This window comes from Microcoleus sp. T2B6, assembly GCF_036700475.1.
Classification (GTDB): Bacteria; Cyanobacteriota; Cyanobacteriia; order Cyanobacteriales; family Microcoleaceae; genus Microcoleus.
Genome location: NZ_JAUBOZ010000068.1, coordinates 20,140 through 40,769, shown reverse-complemented (window position 1 = coordinate 40,769; position 20,630 = coordinate 20,140). Strand labels below are relative to the sequence as shown.

The following is a 20,630-nucleotide window of genomic DNA, read 5'->3' as shown; positions in this document are numbered from 1 at the left end:
GTTGACAGTTGACAGTTGACAGTTGACAGTTGACAGTTGACAGTTGACAGTTGACAGTTGACAGTTGACAGTTGACTCGGTGTCGAAAAACTGAATGGTTGAGTGTTAACTCTTGACTCGATTTTATTTTCGGATGCAACTGGATTTGATGTTAAACATCGACTAAGTGTTTAGTTGATTAAAAATAGAACACCTAGAAACCTGGTTTCTAAAAGAAACCAGGTTTCTCCAGTCTGGGCCTGTTTGAGGTTTAATTAAATTGAGTGATTTAACATTGTCATAATTGACATGATATGATATTATTTACGACCGCACAACCGCCATCAAATTAATTTTTAGTGAGGACGCTAGTCCTAGTAGTTTTAGGAGGACTTAAGTTCTCACAACAAATGTGAGAAGGGTGATTTTTGGCGGGCATGATATGATGATACTTTAGATAGCGTGGCGCAGTTAGTTAACAAAGGTGCAATACAATTAAATAAACTCAGTCAGGAACCTCAGCCTAAAGGCATGAGGCTTGAAGGAGAAATCTAACAAGCCATTCTGACCAGCCTAAGTCTTAATTGACTACGTTTTTTGAGTCACGACACTCCTTGAATGCGAAGCTAGTTTTCCGCTATGTCGCTAGTAGTTAAACAACTTTAAGGTCCCTGAAGTAGTGCTGCTAGCCTAACAAGCTCTTAAAACATTGACCGACAAGCTAACTTTACTCCGCAAGGAGAACGGGACAACCATATCCCGGCGGGGAGGCAACCATACCTCCCCAACCCCGCAAGGGAATTGTAAAGCCGTCCTAAAAGGACGGGGTTTCAAACCCATTTTTCTGATGAACGCAACAAATAAAATAAAATTAAGGTACTAGAATTGTGGAAATTAATCAGCTACTCTTCCTATTGATTGATGTTGTGCTATGGGCGATCGCCCTGATCCTTCTAATTCCCGTGGCAGTTCTATTTCTAGAATGCAGTGCAGCTTTCTTGTCCGGCCAGGGCGAGACAGCGGAAACTAAAGCGCCCCGCCCCAAAGTAGCAGTTTTAATTCCCGCTTACAACGAAGCAGCAGGAATTGCGGCCACCATCTCCACCATATTGCCGCAGCTAACACCTCAAGACCGCCTGTTAGTGATTGCTGACAACTGCACGGACGCCACAGCAGAAATCGCCCGTAACTGCGGTGCAAGTGCGATCGAGCGCCAAGACACACAACGCAAGGGCAAAGGATACGCACTGGATTTCGGCTTGCAGTCGATCGAATCAGACCCCCCAGAAGTAGTAATCATGGTTGACGCAGACTGCATCTGTCAGCCAGACTCTATAGAAAAATTAGCCCGGGTGGCAATGGCCGAACAAAGACCCGTACAAGCGACTTATTTAATGGAACAGCCACCCAATCCTACCCCCAAAGATTCCATTTCTGCTTTAGCCTTTCTCGTGAAAAACTTAGTCCGTCCCAGCGGATTAAAACAGTTAGGATTCCCATCCTTACTAACAGGAACAGGCATGGCTTTTCCCTGGTCGATAATTCGATCAGTTTCCCTAGCTAGCGGCAATATTGTTGAAGATATGCAGATGAGTTTGGATTTGGCGATCGCCGGACATCCAACAGTATTCTGCCCCGAAGCAAACGTCACCGGGTGTTTGCCACAGCAGCAGCAAGCAGCCACAAGTCAAAGAACCCGATGGGAACACGGTCACATACAAACATTGTTAACTCAAACTCCCCGCCTGACAGCAGCTTCAGTCGAGCAAAAACGTTTTGACTTATTGGCGATCGCCCTCGACTTATGCGTCCCTCCCCTATCGCTTTTAGTCGCTATCTGGCTAGCTGCTTTTGCCGCCTCTTTACTAGCAGTCATTTTGGGAACATCCCCAATTCCAGCCGTCTTGTTAGCAGTACAAGGATTGCTGATTTTAGTTTCCATTGTCGCCGCTTGGGCAAAATTTGGGCGTGCGAATATTTCTGGCTCAACTCTTTTATCTGTACCTTTTTACATCCTTTGGAAAATCCCTTTGTATTTAGGTTTTATCCTGAAGCGGCAAACTAAATGGGTGCGGACAGAACGCGATGTTTAATATTTAGATTGAGAATTTTTAACGGCCGATATCATATCATTTCCGGTAACACCGGAATGATGTTGACTGTTGACGGTTGACTGTTGACTGTTGAGAGTGAACAGTGAACTCGAATTTAGGAATGAGAATTAAATAAAATCCACTTTTCCTGTTTGTTGTGGGATGGGCGTCCCGCCCGTCCCCGATAGACGGGCGGGACGCCCATCCCACAAGAAAAAAGGGAAATTATTTAATTGACGATCCTTACTATTCCGATGCTAACGGATTTGATATCAGCCGATAAACACAGATGAACGCAGATACAATTCTATCTGCGTTCATCTGCGTTTATCGGCGGTTAAAAAAACTTATATAAAAACTTAAAAAAAGTTCACTGCTTCACGGGAATTTCAATCACAAACTCAGCCCCTTCACCGGGCGCGGAAAAGCACATTAGCTTCCCGCCGTGTTTCTCTACTACAATCTGATAACTGATACTCAACCCTAAACCGGTACCTTGGCCCACAGCTTTTGTAGTAAAGAAAGGGTCAAATATTCGCGATCGTACTTCCTCCGTCATCCCCCGACCATTATCAGCAATATAAATTCTCACCTTGTTTTGGTCGCATACCTCAGTCCGAATCTCAATCTTTCGCTCAAAGATTGGAGACAAAGGATTTTCTAGTTTGGCAGTTGTCCCCGGTCGCCCAACTCCTAACTCCACTGCATCAATTGCATTGCTCAAAATATTCATAAACACCTGATTTAACCCCGAAGCATAACAATTTACCTTCGGCAGTTGACCGTACTCTTTAACTACCTCAATGCCATGTCCGACTGCATCCTTTTTCAACCTGTGCTGCAAAATTAGCAGAGTCGAATCAATCCCGGAGTGAATATCCACTGGTTTCATCTCGGCTTCATCCAGGCGTGAGAAATTCCGCAGCGACAGCACAATATTGCGAACGCGATCGACCCCAACCTGCATTGATTTTAGAATTTTGGGCAAATCTTCTTGAATAAAAGCGAGGTCAATATCTTCTGTTTTAGCAACAATCTCAGGATTAGCATTCGGATAAGACTCCTGGTAAAGCTCAATCAATCCCAGCAAATCCGAGCTATAATCGTTAGCATGGAGAACATTGCCATAAATGAAATTAATTGGATTATTGATTTCGTGAGCAACCCCCGCCACCAACTGCCCCAAAGAAGACATTTTTTCCGTTTGAATTAGTTGAGTCTGCGTCGATCGTAATTCGGACAAAGTAACTTCCAATTGTGTCGCTTTTTCTCTCAATTGCCCCTCCGACAGTCGCAAAGCATCCTCCGCTAACTTGCGATCCGTAATGTCCTGTATAGTCCCAAATAATTTAATCACCTTACTGCCATCAAAAATAGCTTGCGCCTTAACATAAATATATCTGACAGCTCCATCAGGGCGCAAAATTTTCATCTCATACTCGCAAGGATTTCCTAACCGACTAATCTGCTCTACTGCCTCTAACCACAACTGTAGGTCATCGGGATGAATTTGCTTCCTATGTTCTAAAATAGTGGGTTCTGGTAGTTTAGGGTCAAGACCAAAAATTCGGAATACTTCCTCAGACCAAGTTAATTTATCCCCTTCCAAATCAAATTCCCAGTTGCCGAGGTGCGCCAGTTTTTGAGCTTCCTGCAGCTTAGCTTCTTTAGTCTTTAATTCCTGCGTGCGCTGTTCTACTCTCACCTCCAGCGTCCGCGAATAATCCTCCAACTGTTCCTTAGCCTCCGACAAATTAGCAACAAGTACGGCATTTTCTATAGAAATGGCAGCTTGGGAAGAAAGTATTTTCAAAACCTCCAACCTCGTTGGAGAAAACGCTTCATTAATTAAATTATTCTCCAGATAAAGGATGCCGAGGAGTTTGCTTTGATTCAGAATAGGAGTACAAAGCGCCGATTTCACTTGCTGCTTTTTAATATAGGGGTCATCTGTAAATAGACCTTCTCTAGCAGCCTGACTTAAAACTACATCAGAGTGCGTCCTTTCAACATAATTAATCACCGTTATTGGCAAAACCTCTGCAGGAGATACTCTAGGGCATTGTTCAACTGCAACATCCGAAGACTCCACCGATGCCGCTGCTTTAATCCGTAATTTTCCTTCTTTGGGCATCAGGAGAAAACCTTTTTGGGCCCCAGCATTCTCGATCGCCATTTTCATTAACTTTTCTAACAAATTATCCAGCACAATTTCGCTAGCTAGCGCTTGAGATGCTTTAACAACAGTTGTCAAATCCAATAAACTGCTTTGACTGCTGCTCGTGCTATAATTAGTGCTAGTAATAGTTCGATCGCTACTAGATTTGGCCGCAGATGCAGGGGGTAAAGACATCGGATACTCTGACTCCAAATGTTTGACCTTGGCGGTTGCTCCCCAATGAATATAGCCGTAGTAAGCATCTATCAGATAACTCTGAGCCACTTTGTTTCGACCGTTAGCTAGATAAAATTCTGCCGCCCGTTCATTTGCTAGCGCTGCTTCGTGGATGTATTCATTCTTCGAGGATCCTGTCACCGCTCGATCGTAATACAGAGCCGCTTTTTCATATTGTCCCAATACTCGCGCTTTCTCGGCCTCTACTAAGTCATATTTGTGCTGATAATTTCCCGGAGAGTTCAAAGCCCAATGCTTCATTTTTTTCTGAAGCGAAGCAACTTTTTTCAAATGTTTTTTCTGTTCGACTTTTGAAGCTGTGGGATACAAAGCTAAGAGCGCTAGGGAATAGTAAAAATTGTGGATGGGAACATACATCGTAGACATCGCCCCCTCCGAATAATTTGATGCTGTCACCGCATTTTCAGCAGATATAGCATAATCTTTAAATATATAATTTAGCCACGTTTTATACAAAAAAACTACAAATAATACTAAATAATTTTGACCCTCCCTTAATGCTGGCAGCATAGTTTCTTCATTAAACTTTTCGCCCGTCAATAGGCAAGGATTTTTTGTTTTACCTTGCAAATTTAAGACAACTTGCGCCCCAACTTTTGCTTTATAAATCATAGATTCATTCTGATAATTAACCAACATTTGAATATATTGACTCTGCTTAGTCTCCACAGAATCCAGAGGTTCGCCACTCAAAAATATATAATTGCTGTAAAAACTCGCACAATAACAAGCATTACTGATATCTCCCGTTTCTAGTCCGCTCTGAATACCCTCAAGTAAACCGATAAGACTTTCCCTGACCTGCTCAGACCAGTGACGGATAAAACCATTAAAAGTTAGTGAAACTTGAGAGTTGTGCAAGTTGGTGTGGAATCGTTCTAAAAGTGCCAGGGCTAGTTGACCGTATCGGTATCCAGAATTCATATCACCTAATACTGCACAGTGAATCAGCCCGTAACTTCCATACCCGTGACTAGACAGCGGCGCATTCCCGTACTTAAGAGAAAGAATAACCATCTTAAAGGAGATCAGTGGGAACATATCGGGTGCTGTTACAGAAGCAGCCGGACACATATTCGTTAAAATCCGTATAGCCGCAATTTTATGAATGTCAGTCATTGGTGGCAACTCAGCTAAATCCTCAATCCGTTTGTTTCCCACAGCTAATTTTGTCCGTATTAGCCCCATAAAAATATTTAATTTAGTTGGTTTTTGAGGGAGATAGACTCCCAGCATTTTCAAAGCTTTTAGAGCTATATCTAGCGAAGCTTGGGATTGATTTTGATTAAAGTAGAAACTAACTTTTAGCTCATAAACCTTGACTTTTTCGAGCAAATTTGTGGCGCGTAATATAATAACTTCTGATAACTGGAACGCTAGCTCAAAATCGGTATTTATATAGGACGATTCCAGCGCTTCGGTATGGAGTTCCATTATTAAATCGTAGTGACTCTGCCAAGCTTGTTCTGGTAGAAGTTCTAGACCTACATTAAAATATTTGAGTGCTGCTTCATAGGCGGCAGAACTCTTAGCTTTTTTGCCTGCTATGAGATTAAAGTTAGCTAGTTCATATCGCTGTTCATCATTTGTGATAAATTCCACCCCGATATTGAGTTGGTTGACAATATCAAAGATATTTTCTGCTATTTCCGATGCCGTAGGGGCGGTGCCCCCGTGCCCGCCCTGCAATAGCAGGGAGCCGATTTTTAAGTGGGTTTGTTTTTTCTGGGAGTCAGGGATGAGAGAATAGGCGGCTTGCTGTACGCGATCGTGCAAAAACCTGTAATCAATTGAGCGTTGCATAATTGCGGGATGATTTTGATTGTTTTGTGGGATGGGCCTCCCACCCCTCCCGTGTGTTTTCACGATTTCCTCATCAAGCATCGGAATTTTGTAAGCATCGCTCATTGGCAAAATTAAACCAGCTTGAAGTGCATCCCATAAATCAGCCGCCGTTTCAGAACCGGATTTTTCTCTAACAATTGCCAAATTTTCTAAATTAAAACGGTTGCCCATACAAGCCGCTAATTTTAATACTTGCTGCGTCTCCTCCGGCAGTTGTTGAAGATTCCGAGCAACTAATTCAACGACACTGTAATCTGCAATGCCAGCGGCTTCAATTTCCGTGATGTCCCACTGCCATGCACCAACAGGGAAATCAAAAACTAACATTTGTTCTGAGTGAATAGTTGAAAGAAGTTGAGTTATAAAAAATGGATTTCCGCCAGTTTTATTAAAAATTAACTCGCTCAAAAACTTTAACTTTTCAGTTTGATTACCCAAAGTATCGCATACTAGCTCAGTGACGCTGCTCAAATCTAAACATGGGAGGATAATGTGATGCACATCAGCACCAGTCTGTTGAATTTTATCGACAGTTTGAACTAACGGATGAGTCGAATTTACTTCGTTATCTCGATAGGCCCCTATCACTAAAAAATATCGGCTATCCTGGTCAGTAACTAATTCCTGAATCAATTTTAAGGAAGCTAAATCTGCCCACTGCAAATCATCCAGAAATAGAACTAAGGGGTGTTCTGTTTGGGCAAACACCTTCAAGAATTCTTTGAACAATCGATTAAAGCGATTTTGAGATTCTGTCGGCCCCAATTGTGGAACACCAGGCTGCGAACCAATTATTAGTTCGACAGAAGGGACAACATCAATAATAATTTGACCGTTTTGACCTAGCCTCGACAAAAGCTTTTCTTTCCAAACTGCCAACTCGTCTGAGCTTTTTGTTAATAACTGCTGCATCAATGACTCAAAGGCTTGAGTCAGTGCAGCATAAGGAATATCTCGCTTAAATTGGTCAAACTTGCCAGCTATAAAATAACCCCGCTGCCTGACAATTGGTTTGTGAATTTCACTGACAACTGAGGTTTTGCCAATGCCTGAGTAACCGCTTACCAACACCATCTCTGTTTTACCAAAGCTGACTCGCTCGAATGATGCCATCAAATCAGCGACTTCTTGTGTGCGGCCGTAGAGTTTTTGGGGAATCAAAAATTGACCGCATTTGTCAAGTGTCCCTGGAATGAAATTTTCTATTTTGCCAGTAGTTTGTAGCTGAGTTAGACAATTTTCCAGGTCTGCTTTTACTCCAAAGGCACTTTGATATCGGTCTTCCGCATTTTTAGCTAATAGTTTCATGACAAGAGATGAAATTATCTGCGGGACTTCATTGTTTAGTTGATGGGGAGGAACTGGCGTCACCGCAATGTGGCTGTGAATTAATTCTAGCGGGTCGGTTGAATTAAAGGGCAACTCTCCGGTCAGCATTTCATAAAAGGTGATGCCTAGAGAGTACAAGTCAGTTCGGTAGTCGAGGTCTCGGTTCATCCGACCAGTTTGCTCTGGGGATATATAGGCTAGAGTGCCTTCTAGCACGCTGGTATTGCTATTTTGGTGGACTTCTCTAGATAGGCGCGTTGCCATGCTAAAGTCGGTGATTTTTACTTGTTGAAAATCTGGGGTAATGATAATATTTGATGGTTTTATATCTTTATGAATAATCTGGTTTTGATGCACTTCTCCGAGAGTTTGAGCCACTTGAATAGCCAGCGGCAAAAACTTCTGAATTTTAATATTTTTACCCGCGAGATGGTGTCGGAGAGATTGACCGCCGCAATCTTCTAAGATCAGGGCGAAACTGTTTTTATATTTTTCTAAGCTATGGGGTTTGACAATCCCTTCGAGTTGGAGATTCGAGCTAATTTTGTATTCATGTCTCAAACGGGTAATTTCTTCTATTGTGGGGTACTCAGTATTGAGTGTTTTAATAATGACTGACGCTCGATCAGATTCCCTGACTGCGCGATAAATGATGGACTTCACACCAAGTTGAACAACTTCTGTGATTTTGTAACCGGGAAGTGCATTCATGGTTTTTATTCTGTGACGAAGTTTTGGGTTAACATTGCGCTTGATATCGATCGGAGCGCGGGCGGATCGTACTTAAGTATTTTTTGTAAATGGGGTAATTGGGGATACTTTAAAATATCAGTAATTACTCAGGGATTTTTTAGATAGCGTGATGCCTAAACTTTGAAAGTGCCCGGACGGACAGCCGAACATCTGGTTTGAACTCCGACTTAATCATGTACGGTCTGACACCTCACCGAATTGATTGCAATATTGTAACAAATTCTGTGATGCCGATCGCACACATGACAGACTGATCCCTATAACTTCAAGGTTTAGCTCTAGCTTTGAGCCTTGTCACCAAGAAAAAATGGGACGCCCGGGGCTGGAAAACATTGGTTTAGGCGATCGACAATACAATCTAATATGACCTGCATCATAAACAAGCATGATTCAGATCATAGATTGAGAATGATCAACTTGCTACCATGTTGCCATCATCAGGTGCATCCCCATGGAAGAAGTCCTAGCATTGATTGAAAAGAAGAAGCACGAATTTGCTAAATCTGGGCTATTTGAGTTTATGCGAGACAAAAGTATAAACCCAAGACAACGCCTAGCTTTCGCTCCCTGCATTGCTCCTTTCGTGATGAGTTTTGGTGAATTTAACAAGTATGTGTTCCGAGAAGAACCAACCAATGATCCTCTTCAGGTAATAGTTAACAATCATACTTATGAAGACGATCATCACTGGTTGTGGTTTTTGGAAGATTTGGAAACACTGGGTATTAACAAAGCGGTTAAGTTCAGTGATGCTTTAAATTTTCTCTGGAATGAAGAAGCTAAAGCTTCGCGGTGGGTATCACATCAAATTTTTCGCTCCGCTTTTGGGGCCAGTCCGATCGCTAAGTTAGCAATCCTGGAAGTGATAGAAGCAACTGGTAATGTGTTCTTGTCAACGGCAGCACCAATTGCCGAAGAACTGCGAACAATTACTCAAAAGGAGCTTCTTTATTTTGGCTGCTTTCATTTGGAGGTGGAAAACAACCACAGTAAGGATTTACCTCAGCAGAGGCGATTCAGCGAAACAATACAACTGACTATTGAAAGCCGTCAAGAGGCTTTTGAGATAGTTGAGAACTTGTTTGAAGTTTTCACAGAACTGACGGCTGAGCTTCTGGTTTATGCAAAAACGCATAGCTTTGAGCAACCTTTTGCCAAACCTCGCGAGATTTTGCAACCTTTAAAAGCTGCATAGCTTACCCGATGTAAAATTTTCAACTCTTAGAACCAGACAAAATTTATTACTTACAAGGAGACTCATAATGTCAGAAGTTAACAGCAATTCTTCAACTGCGCTCGATGAACTCGCACCGACTCTTATCCATACTTGGACTGAGAATTTGGATATTGCTCATACTTGGACTGAGAATTTGGATATTGCTCATACTTGGACTGAGAATTTGGATATTTCCCACACTTCTCATATCCCGGAAGAGGAAAAACTAGCCGTCGGATAAAACCTGTTGCAAACAAATTTCAGCCTCGCTCATTCCGACGAGGCTGAACAGTCATACCTTTGTCTCGTCAATTCCCAAAATTAGCATCTACTATCTCTATTGGATATGAGCCATTACGACGTTGTAATTGTGGGCGGCGGTCCCGCTGGGAGCACTGCTGGCACTCTGATAAAGAAATATAATCCCAATCTGAGCGTGCTAATCGTAGAGAAAGAAAAATTCCCTCGCGATCACGTTGGGGAAAGTCAATTGCCTCAAATTAGTGATGTGCTTCAAGAAATGGGATGTTGGGACAAAGTAGAAGCAGCAGACTTCCCAATTAAAATCGGTGCTACCTATCGCTGGGGAACAGATCCGCATCCTTGGGATTTTAATTTTATCAAGCCTGAACAGTTTAAAGATGAGCGGCGTCCTGCTAAATTTGAGGGACAGAGACGGCAAACTGCTTTCCAAGTCGATCGAGCAAAATATGACGAAATTTTGCTGCGTCACGCGGAAGAAATGGGATGCTTAGTAAGAGAAGAAACACCCGTTGTTAAAGTAGATACAGAGGGCGAGCGCATTACCGCCCTGCAACTGCGGCAAGAACAAATAACAGCCCGCTACTACATCGATGCCTCCGGCCACATCGGCGTACTGCGGCGAGTGTTAGGCATTGAAACACACTGCCCGACGCGGTTGCAAAATATCGCTATCTGGGACTACTGGACAAACGCTGAATGGGCCGATGAAATTGGCGTTGGTGGCACCCGCGTACAGGTGATGAGTTTGAGTCACGGGTGGATTTGGTTTATTCCCTTGGGCGCAACTCGCACCAGTATCGGCTTTATTTGCCCTGCGGAACATTACAAGCAAATGAAACAGCGGCCAGAGGAGATATATTCCGAAGCCCTCAACAGCGAAGCCCGCATCAGCAAGTTAATCGCTAATGCTACCAGTACGGGAAAGATTGAAACTACAAAAGATTGGTCATTTTTGGCTGATAAAACAGTTGGAGAAAATTGGTTTTTGGTGGGTGAAGCTGCGGGTTTTGCTGACCCGATTTTAGCGGCGGGCATGACTTTAGCTCATACCGGCGCTCGTGAATTGGCTTACACGATTTTGGCATTAGAGCAGCAGAAACACGACAGCAACTGGCTTAAATCTCAATACGACCACAATCAGCGAAGCAGAGTTAAACAGCACATTCGGTTCGCCGATTACTGGTACGCTGCTAACGGTCAATTCACTGATTTACAAGAACATTCAAGGGAAATTGCGCGGGATTCGGGGTTGAATTTAAGCCCGGAAAAAGCTTTTCAGTGGTTGGCTCAAGGGGGATTTACTAATGATATTTTGGGTCAAGCTGTGATTGCTGGAGTTGAGTTGAGTTCAATTAAGCAGGTGATGCAGCGCTTCTCGCAGCAGGAGGCTCCTTGGCTACTTTCGGCGTACAATGTGTTTCAGTTAGACCTAGTGGAGGCTGATGTTGAGTTTGTAGCTGTTTATAATGCTGGTGAAATTAACCGGATCAAGTGTTATGTTAAGAACGGTCAGCGGTTGCCTGTTACAGGTTTCTATGGTTTGCTGATTGAAATTTTGAGCCGCACTCAGTACATTGAACAAATTTATCGGCAGTTGGTGCTGGTGTTTAGGGAGCGTTTTTCTGTGCAACACGCTCGACTAGCTCTTCATCAAGCCCTTGGTTGTTTGGAGGTGATGGTGAGTTCTGGTATTGTCAAGGCGATATTAAACCCGGAGTTGTCTAAGTTGAATATTTCCATACCTATGGAAGGTGAGTTAATTCACACTCACAGCGATGTGAATTAAGGCGCTACCAGAAAGCTTGACCCCAAACCATCTCAAATCTTAAAAAACAAAAAGTCTGAAGCGGGAAAATTCCAACTTCAGACTTTTACTAACTCCCCGGGTAGGATTTGAACCTACGACCAATCGGTTACACTTATCCCAACGTTTCCGAAGGGCGCGGACTATTTCATCATCCCTACAAATCATGTTTGTGATCTGTCGTCGGATGTCGGGCGCTATGAGATTTATTGGTTAGGCTCCTCATCTCTAGTCTCTGCACCTTTCCGGCTACTTGCGATCGTAACCGCTGCCTTTCGCCAGACTTGGCTCAAGATTGCCGCCACCCGAAGTGCTGCGGTTTCCTTGAATTCACCCGATTTTTCAGTATCCGTTACCGGATAGAGCTGCTATGTCACTAGGGCTTTTGGTTGATGCCAAAGGCTTGCATTCATTACAGCCGACCGCTCTGCCACTGAGCTACCGAGGATTAGGGGTTTTTGTTACCCACATTTACTAACAATAGCTGAACTTACTCGATTTGGCAAGGCCTTTGAGAAACTTTTTTTTTATCAGACAGCGAGCGGGTTTCAGCAGCTAATGCAGCCCCATTCTCAACTTGGCGAGGCGCTGCTGGGATTCTGGATCGAGGGAACTGGCGAGAAAGCGACTGGAATTTTGTTTGCGGGATTTGTGCCGGCGCTCGCTGCGGCGGGCAGTGGATTCTACGTCAGCCGCTAGTTGTTCGGCGGACATCCATTCGGCACCGTAGCCGACTACGGTCAATTGCTGCGCTCGGTCTGAGGTGGCGACAATCATGCGGCCTTTACCTTTGACCGATCGCAACTCGTAGCGCAAACTAGCACAAGATTTTTCAATATAAGTATCTGCTGTCTGACCGAAGTCAGTGTAGTGCACCGATAAATTTTTAGTAATAATTTCTTTAACGCTGGGAGTATCTCGATAGTGCGCGTCAAATACAAGTCGAGCCTCAAAATCTTGAACGGCGCTGTAGTTAACTAAAACCTCAATCAACTCGCGGCGAGCTGTTTCGAGTTCGTCGCGATCGCGCTTCTCTCGGAGTCGAGGCCAAAGTCCAATTATGTTATAGCCGTCTACAAGTAAAACTGCTTGTGATACATAGAGTGACATGGTTCAAGGCTGAAGAGCTCCAGCACGTATAGGACATTATTTGCATTGTTCATCAAAGCTTTTGTTCAATAATATTACCTATTGATGTGTAATGGCTAGGTTACATCGCAATAATTAAACCCCCCAGAGCCAGCTTTACCTGAGTTTTGGGGGGTTTGATTAACCTATAAATTTTCCGGCTTATTCGGCAGATTCCAGCGATACGGGCGATGGCTTACGCCCCGCTTCGCTACGTACAACTGTCGGCAGGGATATTTTCTCAACAGCAGGAGTACAACCGAGCCACTGCACCGACAACTCGGCAAACTGCTGCGGGGGGCCGCTCACGCAAAAACGAGTCGGTAGCGCAGTACCAGGATTCCGCAGCCCCAAAAGCTCCAATTCTCTGGCAGCAGCAGCCACCACCCGTACCGCAGGATCTATCAATGTCACCCCAGCAGGCAAAAGCGAGCGAAGCACAGGAGCCAACAGCGGATAATGAGTGCAGCCGTAAATCAGCGTATCGATGCGCTGCTGAATCAAAGGAGCCAAATATTCCCGAGCCACCTCACAAGTATAAGGGTCGTGAATCCGGTTTTGCTCCACCAGCGGCACAAAAGCCGGACAGCTAACCTGCCAAACTAGGCAAGAATCGTCCATCTCCAAAATCGCATTTCGATAAGCATTGCTAGCAGCCGTAGCAGGAGTTGCGATGACCCCGATCCGCTTGCCTTGCTGCACCGCAGCCTGCGCCCCCGGCAGAATTACTCCCAGCACCGGGATATCAAATTCAGCCTGCACCATCTCCATCGCCAAAGCAGAACTGGTGTTGCAGGCCATAATGACCATTTTCACATCCTGTTCCACCAACCAGGCCATAATTTCGCGGACAAACTCCACAATTTCCGACGGCGTGCGAGTGCCGTAAGGCAGCCTCGCCGTATCTCCAAAATAAAGTATCGATTCGTTGGGCAATTGTCGGTACAACTGGGTCAAAACAGTCAAACCGCCCACGCCGCTGTCAAAAATACCGATTCTTTGTTGTCCAGAGTCTGTTGTCATTTGTTAATAGTTAGTTATCTGTTGGCAGTTGGCAGTTGGCAGTTGGCAGTTGGCAGTTGGCAGTTGGCAGTTGGCAGTTGTCATTTGTTAATCGTTTGCAGTGGCTAATAACAGATAACCAATAACATTAATCAACAGTCAACAGTCAACAGTCAACAGTCAACTGCCCACTGCCCATTATCTTTGTTGAAGATAAAGCAAAATGCCGCGAGCGATCGAAGCCGCCATTTGACTGCGGTAAGCTGGGTCAGAAAGCCTAGCAGCATCTTCAGCACCCGTAACAAAACCCACCTCCAGCAAAACAGAAGGCATAGAAGTCTTCCTCAAAACATAAAATCTCGCCTGCCGCACTCGGCGGTCACTCGCCCCCGTCCCCTCCAAAATACTGGCGTGAATCACCCTGGCCAAATCTTGGCCGTTATTGAAATAATAAGTCTCAATGCCATTGATATCCGGCCGACTCATATTAATCGCATTAGCGTGAATGCTGACAAACACACTAGCATTCACCCGTTCCGCCAAAGAAACTCGGGGATCCAGGTCGATTTCCCTGTCGTCAGTCCGAGTCATCACCGCCTGCACCCCTTGCTGTTCCAGCAGCCTCGCCACCTGAAGCGAGATATCCAAAACAATCTCCTTTTCCTGAATGCCCTGAATCCCGACTGCCCCCGGATCGCGGCCACCGTGACCAGCATCGATCGCTACTACGGCGCGGCGGTTAGAAGCTTGGGGCAACTCATCGGTTCCGAAAGTCCTTCTCGGCAAAGGCTGCAAATTGGGAGTGCGAGTCAAAGGCTGCGCGCTAGCATTCGATCGCAACTGCAAAGACAGCAACTGCGGGTTCGGCCTCGTCACCCTGCCGACCTCTACCCCCGATCGCGGCTGCACCCAAACCACCACAGTCTCCGCATCTTCTTGGCTGGCACTAAACGATACAGGACTGTTGGCATCGAGCTGAGGAATTTCGCCCGTCAGGACACTAGAGGCGATCCTGATCCAGTAAGCTCTCGACCCCTGATCCCACCCGCTGGTATAGGAGACTTGGCGGTCAGTTCTCACCACCAGTTGCGTGCCGTTACTGGCTAAATCAATTGACTGAACTCTCGCTAAATTTCCTTGAGCTTGTCTCGCCGGAGGAGCTACAGTCAGGCTGCGGGGAACCGAGGGCTGTCTTACACTTCCAGGCAATAGCACAACCCCGCCCAAATTGCTCACAGACGCCCGCCACTGAGTATTAGGACTCTTCATCCGCAAAGTCACGCGGGTAACGGGCGGGTCTGTTGGCAGTTGCCGGACTTCAATCTTGTCAACCCCGTGCTGGCCGTTCGTTTGAGGCTGTTGGCTGCTTAGACCCGGCGCTAAACTCGCTCCTTCAATATCGAGGGTGGCGATGTCCCCAGCGCGACTTTGTTCAAAATTAATTTGGGGGCGACCGCCCGCAGTGCGGACTAAAAAACCGTCCGCCGTCACCTGAACGTTCTGAACTACAGTCGCCTCGCCAGACTGGGCTTGGGATGCTGAAGGTTCAACCGATAACCTTTCTCCCCCTGGCTCTGAAATCGGATTTTGAGTTTCTCCCCGCACCGGCGTTGGCAAATCCACTGTCCACTCGCTCGGAGAAATTCCCCGGAATTTTACTTGCTGAGGGTCTATAGTAAACCCGTCTCTGATCTCGACCACAATTCTGGTCGTATCGTTGTCAAACTGCCCTACCCGCACCGATTCGATCGCCCCTGAGAGCGGTTTGCTGACCGAGGGACGGCCCAGACTCGTCCCCGGCAAGTCGATTACCAACCGCGTCGGGTTGAAAATCAGTTGAGCCTTGGGTTGTACTCCCCCGTCTGTTGTAATGTAAAGCCGGTTCTCTGAAGCATCAAACCGCCAAGATTGCAGTCTAGCTGCTTCGGCGGCTCCGGCGAGCAAAAATACACTTAAGAAACTCGGTAGTAGCCAGTGGAATTTCACGACAGTTTTTTCCTCGTTTGCGTTACTGCCAAAAGCTGGAAGGGCGCTGCTTGCCCTCAGAGGCTTTCAGCAGTTAGCCGCCAGCAGACCGGGGGCACGGGGGCCGTCAGTTGTTGGCTAAATTGACTTTTTTATGCGTTAACAGGCTCCAAAATGCCAGATCCCGGCATTTTTGAACTTTCCCGTATACTTGGGGGCGATCGGTTATAAGCAGACTGAAAGATTGTTGGCACAAGGGAAGGTATTTATTTTTAGGAGCAAGAAACAAGGTGTTTCTTGAAGCTAGAAGGTACAAGTTAGAAGGTACAAGTTAGAAGGTAGAATTTTACCGTTTTTCCAGGGAGGGGTTTCATAGCTCTTTAATGTTGGCGAAGCTCGTTACGGCCAGGGTTATAATCCGCTTTACACTTGCGTTTTGTTCTAACTTTTCCTAAACTACCTCAATAACTTAACAACTTACCTCGCGAACAATCCGGATTTTCAAGATTTAGGTAACTTTTCAAGGCCTCCAAATGTTAGTCCCAGACCAACTGACATATTCTTTGGGTAAAGCTTTTTTGCTAACAGATTGACAGTTGAATACAACTACATATCGCCCCTGCTCTCTTTTTTTCTGGATTTTTTAGTCAGGGATTTTCGGTGCTGCTTGAAACTTAGTAGGGCGATCGCGATCGCGCCCGCCAATTTAACACTATGATAGCTAGTCCATGTTTTCAGCAGTAACGGGAGAGTTTTGTGTGTTACTTGGGCCGGCAATGCTTTGTACTTTAGACTCTTTTTGAGTGTTCGATAGACACCCAGAGCATTGGTTAGTTGACCTGAGAAAAAGTTTTGACCGTAGATATAGTAGTTATCGCAGTTGTAAAGTTTGTTGGACAGCAAAGACAATCGATCGGCTTCTGGGTAAAACCTGTGATTTGGTTTAATGACTTGCCTTTCGACTAACTGCATAACTTGGATCTGTACTACCAGTTAGAGAAGATACACTATCTTGGTGATTGTGTCAATCTCTGAGCTTCTCAAAGAAGCAACCATCAATAACAGTAGATACATGACATCACAGAAAGACGCAGACTTACTTTGCTCCATGAGTCGTCCACCTAAAATGCGACAAGGGGGCGGACGCTATAACCGAGGCGGATATATCGAGCTCCGCGAGTACCGCCAACGGATTAGCGTCTGGGAAATTGTCGCCAATAAATAAGTTGCCCGACAGGGCATCCTTGTTTTTAGGACTAATATTCATAGCCATCAGCCTTATGAATAGTTGTCAGATGTTTTGGATGCACGTCAAAACATTTGTCTCTTGCGGTTAGCTTAAAACTTGGTCTAAACCGAATTGCAATTCTGCCTGTGTAGCTTCCTGCATATTTTCCAGTGAGGACGTTAGCTTTCACCAAGTCCCCAGTTTGAAAACCCATGAAGAACTTTTGGGCCGGTGCATGACGAATGGGGAACCCAAATCTGTCGGTTCCGCAGCGCTGTCTTCTTCCGTGTCCCTTAGCCTTAATTAGCAAAGGTTTCACGCTATTTAGCAGTAGTCTTTCGGGAGTTGATTCCCCGACACAAGCTGCATCAGTCCAATGCTGTTTTTCTATTCCCCTGGTTTGGCGGTTGAATTTTGTTCGTCCCCCTGAACCCAATTCCACGGGCAGTCCGGTTAACTGTAGTCTTCTGTATAGCTCCCAACGAGTAGCATTGACGGCTGCTGCATCCAGTAGAGGTGTCTTGGCTTGGGCTAGTATCCGCTGAAGGATTTCAGGTTTTTTCTTGAGAAATTCTTCAACGGGTTTACTTCCCTTGGCTTGGTTGCAGGAATGGCAACTAAGACACAGATTGCTGACCCGATTACTTCCTCCCTTAGACTTGGCGAGAATATGCTCAACCTCGAAAGGAACATTTGTCGCACCGCAATAAGCGCACTTCCTATTCCATTTTTGCAGTAAATATTCCTTAATTTCAAAACCGAATAATTCGCCCCTTTGATATTCGATTCCAGAAATTTCAGGATTCTGGAACTGTTGTAAATCGAAACGCACCAATTCTTGAGAAATGGCGGTAACGGGACAGACCTTTCTGATTCGCCTAACCCAGGTTTCAATATTGGCAACACGGCTATCAAGAGATGGTGGCAACCATCCTGTTTTACGGGTTCTGTTTAAAAAACGGGGTTGGCGGTAACGGGTCTTTCTGTTGCGACGCCCTCTTCTGAGCGTTCTGCGAGATTCGAGAGTATCTTTAATTTGTTGCCCTCGGTGAGCAATTTCTAATGCGTTCGTGACGCGACCTGTTTGCTCTTGAACCACGGCAATACCCGTAGTTTTACTACCTGGGTCAATTTTGATTCGGTGACAGTGAGTTACCGAATCTTCGAGAATCCTATCCTGTAAAACAATGGTAAACGGATAGCGTTTAAAAACCTTAGCCCTCCCTTTTTTCAATAGTTCTCTTGCCCGTGCCCGGTGGCATGGGTCAAGAGGTTTCAAGTTTTTATCTAGGACAAATGTACGCATTACTGCATCACTCAATTTCTTGGTTAAGTTTGCCTCGACGATGTTAAGACTCGGTACTATCTGAGCAACACTGGCTTTCCCTTAATCACCTGTTTAATTGCTCGGTTGTAGAGCTTGAAACTGGCACGCATTTCAAGGTACGAAGTTTAACGCTTGGTCTTAACGCCTGCTAGTCAAGAACTAGCCGTCTGGTCAACAGGCTTTTTCAAGCCCACACCAGACCCTTCGGGTTGGTGTGCGGTAGTTGACGTCTAATCAACAGTGCTGCAATTCGCTCTCGCCCATAGGTGCAAAATTCCGGCTCATCCAGTTCAAAATGGCTTGATTTACTTGTTCCGGGCATTCATCCTGGGGACAGTGGCCCGCATTGTCTAATTCAACTAGCTCTAAATAATTGGGGTTGCATTCGACAAATTGGTGGGGTCGGGCGAACCGAGGGGGAATCATCCGGTCTTGTTTGCCCCAAATTAATAGCATCGGGATTCTTAAATTTCGCAGCACAGTCTTGACACTGGGGCAAAATTGTGTACTCCCTACAGCTTTAAATAAAGCGCAGAAGGCGCGGGCTGCTCCCCGATCGCCCGCAGGCCCTGCTAGAATTTCCACTAATTCGTCGGTAACAGCTTCGGGGTTGGAGTAGGCAAAGCCAACCCAGCGACGGACAAAGGAAGGCTTGCGGGCAAAATAAAACAAAGGCCTGAGTACGATCGGAGAAACAAACAAACTTTCAACCGCTTCGATCGCCGGAAGCAGCCATCCGGGCACCGCCTCGGCTCGCACAGAGGGGTCTGGGAGGCTAATCATCACCGTGCCGGCCACCATATCCGGGTGAGCAGCAGCTACGGCCAGACAAATTAGCGAGCCGATCGAGTTTCCTGCCAATATTACTGGCTCTCTGATAAAAGTTAGCCAAAAATCATAAACTTGATCGACCCACAGAGACACAGAGTAGTCGATCGGAGCTTTTTGGGAAGCGCCAAACCCCAACAAATCCAAGGCGTAAACCGTTTGGTTTTCGGCTAGTTGGGCGAGATTTTGTCGCCAGTGACCGATCGAAGCTCCAAACCCGTGCAGTAAAATAATCGGCGTTCCCGATGCGCGCGGGGCCCTTGGTTCGGCCGCAGAATCTTGAAATTCGATCGCGCCTTGATTTCGTACCCCATCGGGCCGCAAATAAGTGTAGCGAGTTTGCCAACCCCGCCACATCCAGTCTCGTTGAGTTCCCACCCGTTGGTGCCACAGCAGAGAATTTGTCAATTTTGCCTCAGCTCGCAACATAAATTTACACTTGCTTATACCTATTCTACAAGGCACATCAGGCGACTTGGGGGACTTGCCAGACCGGGCGAGATGGGCTAGGAAAAGCGGTTTTACCTCATCCTTAAGCTTTTACCCTGAATTTTTGACGGTTTTGTCATCAATCGGGCAAGGGGGCGGGCGATCGTGTGTGAAGTTAAAATAAAACTAGGCAGAAACTCAGCCAGAGTGAGTAGAATAGCAAGTATTGTAAGAATTCATTTACGATCAGTCCAAATATTCCCCAACGCTTTAGCGGAGGGGACACAGGGCGCGGTAGTACGTCCGGTAAGGGTAACACCTTATAAAACAGTTCGATCGTCAATCGTGAAAAATTGACCGCTCAAACCTGTAACTATCAAGAAGCTTCGCTATTAAACTACTGCTTGTAAAACCATTCATGCCTGTGATTGAAAGAAGACAAAATCGCAACCTACCTCAGATTAACGAAAATATTCGATACCCCAAAATCCGGGTAATCGATACCGACGGCGCGCAACTAGGGATATTGACGCCTGCAGAAGCGCTGCGCCTCGCAGAAGAAAAAGAACTCGATCTCGTACTTGTCAGCGACAAAGCTGACCCGCCCGTATGCCGGGTAATGGACTATGGGAAGTACAAATTCGAGCAGGAAAAGAAAGCGCGAGAAGCAAAGCGGAAGCAGCACACTGCCGATGTTAAAGAAGTGAAGATGCGCTACAAAATTGAAGAACACGACTACCAAGTGCGCCTCAAACTAGCAGACCGCTTTATCAAATCTGGGGACAAAGTAAAAGCCACGATCATGTTCAGAGGTCGGGAAATCCAACACAGCAACCTAGCAGAGGACTTGCTTAAGCGCATGGCCACAGATTTGCAGGAAATCGCAGAAGTGCAGCAAGCCCCCAAAAAAGAAGGACGCAGTATGATGATGCTGCTGTCGCCAAAGAAAGTATAAATAGATAGTCATTAGTAGCAGTCATCAGTCATAAACTGGTGACTGATAGCTGATGACTTCCGAAGTTAG

The 20,630-nt window shown here is 45.6% G+C and carries 13 protein-coding genes; 6 read left to right on the top strand and 7 right to left on the bottom strand.

What is annotated here, in order from left to right; translation table 11 throughout:
- The first annotated feature begins 866 nt into the window (after positions 1 to 866).
- Positions 867 to 2,072: a glycosyltransferase family 2 protein gene (locus QUA00_RS24850; RefSeq protein WP_333411493.1), complete on the top strand. Its 1,206-nt coding sequence runs from the start codon at positions 867 to 869 to the stop codon at positions 2,070 to 2,072.
- Between the two features lie 370 nt (positions 2,073 to 2,442).
- On the opposite strand, the gene QUA00_RS24845 is transcribed toward QUA00_RS24850, so the two are convergent.
- Complete coding sequence (locus QUA00_RS24845) at positions 2,443 to 8,373, bottom strand: AAA family ATPase (protein ID WP_333411491.1); 5,931 nt, start codon at positions 8,371 to 8,373, stop codon at positions 2,443 to 2,445.
- Between the two features lie 493 nt (positions 8,374 to 8,866).
- On the opposite strand from QUA00_RS24845, the gene QUA00_RS24840 reads away from it, so the two are divergent.
- From QUA00_RS24840 to QUA00_RS24830, 3 genes are all read left to right on the top strand, one after another.
- Complete coding sequence (locus tag QUA00_RS24840) at positions 8,867 to 9,610, top strand: hypothetical protein (RefSeq protein WP_333103436.1); 744 nt, start codon at positions 8,867 to 8,869, stop codon at positions 9,608 to 9,610.
- Between the two features lie 67 nt (positions 9,611 to 9,677).
- Positions 9,678 to 9,872 carry a hypothetical protein gene (locus QUA00_RS24835; RefSeq protein ID WP_333411490.1) on the top strand — a complete coding sequence of 65 codons (195 nt, stop codon included), beginning with the start codon at positions 9,678 to 9,680 and terminating at the stop codon, positions 9,870 to 9,872.
- A 105-nt stretch (positions 9,873 to 9,977) separates the two neighbouring features.
- Positions 9,978 to 11,681, top strand: a complete 1,704-nt coding sequence (locus QUA00_RS24830; protein WP_333142911.1) for an NAD(P)/FAD-dependent oxidoreductase — start codon at positions 9,978 to 9,980, stop codon at positions 11,679 to 11,681.
- A 573-nt stretch (positions 11,682 to 12,254) separates the two neighbouring features.
- Here QUA00_RS24830 and QUA00_RS24825 read toward each other — a convergent pair.
- The 4 genes from QUA00_RS24825 to QUA00_RS24810 form a co-directional block, all read right to left on the bottom strand.
- The gene (locus tag QUA00_RS24825; RefSeq protein WP_333142910.1) at positions 12,255 to 12,809 is read right to left on the bottom strand and encodes an NYN domain-containing protein; all 555 of its coding nucleotides are present in this window, start codon (positions 12,807 to 12,809) and stop codon (positions 12,255 to 12,257) included.
- A gap of 180 nt (positions 12,810 to 12,989) precedes the next feature.
- Complete coding sequence (murI, locus tag QUA00_RS24820) at positions 12,990 to 13,850, bottom strand: glutamate racemase (RefSeq protein WP_333142909.1); 861 nt, start codon at positions 13,848 to 13,850, stop codon at positions 12,990 to 12,992.
- A gap of 177 nt (positions 13,851 to 14,027) precedes the next feature.
- Positions 14,028 to 15,815, bottom strand: a complete 1,788-nt coding sequence (locus QUA00_RS24815) for an N-acetylmuramoyl-L-alanine amidase (RefSeq protein WP_333411489.1) — start codon at positions 15,813 to 15,815, stop codon at positions 14,028 to 14,030.
- Positions 15,816 to 16,400: 585 nt separating this feature from the next.
- Positions 16,401 to 16,766 carry a hypothetical protein gene (locus tag QUA00_RS24810; protein WP_333307220.1) on the bottom strand — a complete coding sequence of 122 codons (366 nt, stop codon included), beginning with the start codon at positions 16,764 to 16,766 and terminating at the stop codon, positions 16,401 to 16,403.
- 49 nt (positions 16,767 to 16,815) lie between these two features.
- Here QUA00_RS24810 and QUA00_RS24805 point away from each other — a divergent pair, with 49 nt between their 5' ends.
- Positions 16,816 to 17,019, top strand: a complete 204-nt coding sequence (locus QUA00_RS24805; protein ID WP_333142906.1) for a hypothetical protein — start codon at positions 16,816 to 16,818, stop codon at positions 17,017 to 17,019.
- Between the two features lie 31 nt (positions 17,020 to 17,050).
- Here the strand turns inward: QUA00_RS24805 and iscB are convergent, their stop codons facing one another.
- Complete coding sequence (gene iscB, locus QUA00_RS24800; RefSeq protein ID WP_333142905.1) at positions 17,051 to 18,328, bottom strand: RNA-guided endonuclease IscB; 1,278 nt, start codon at positions 18,326 to 18,328, stop codon at positions 17,051 to 17,053.
- 255 nt (positions 18,329 to 18,583) lie between these two features.
- Entirely contained in the window at positions 18,584 to 19,606 is a 1,023-nt protein-coding gene (locus QUA00_RS24795) for an alpha/beta fold hydrolase (protein ID WP_333411487.1), read from the bottom strand.
- 418 nt (positions 19,607 to 20,024) lie between these two features.
- Here QUA00_RS24795 and infC point away from each other — a divergent pair, with 418 nt between their 5' ends.
- On the top strand, positions 20,025 to 20,561 hold the full coding sequence (gene infC / locus QUA00_RS24790) for a translation initiation factor IF-3 (protein WP_006635262.1): 537 nt from the start codon (positions 20,025 to 20,027) through the stop codon (positions 20,559 to 20,561).
- Positions 20,562 to 20,630: the final 69 nt, after the last annotated feature.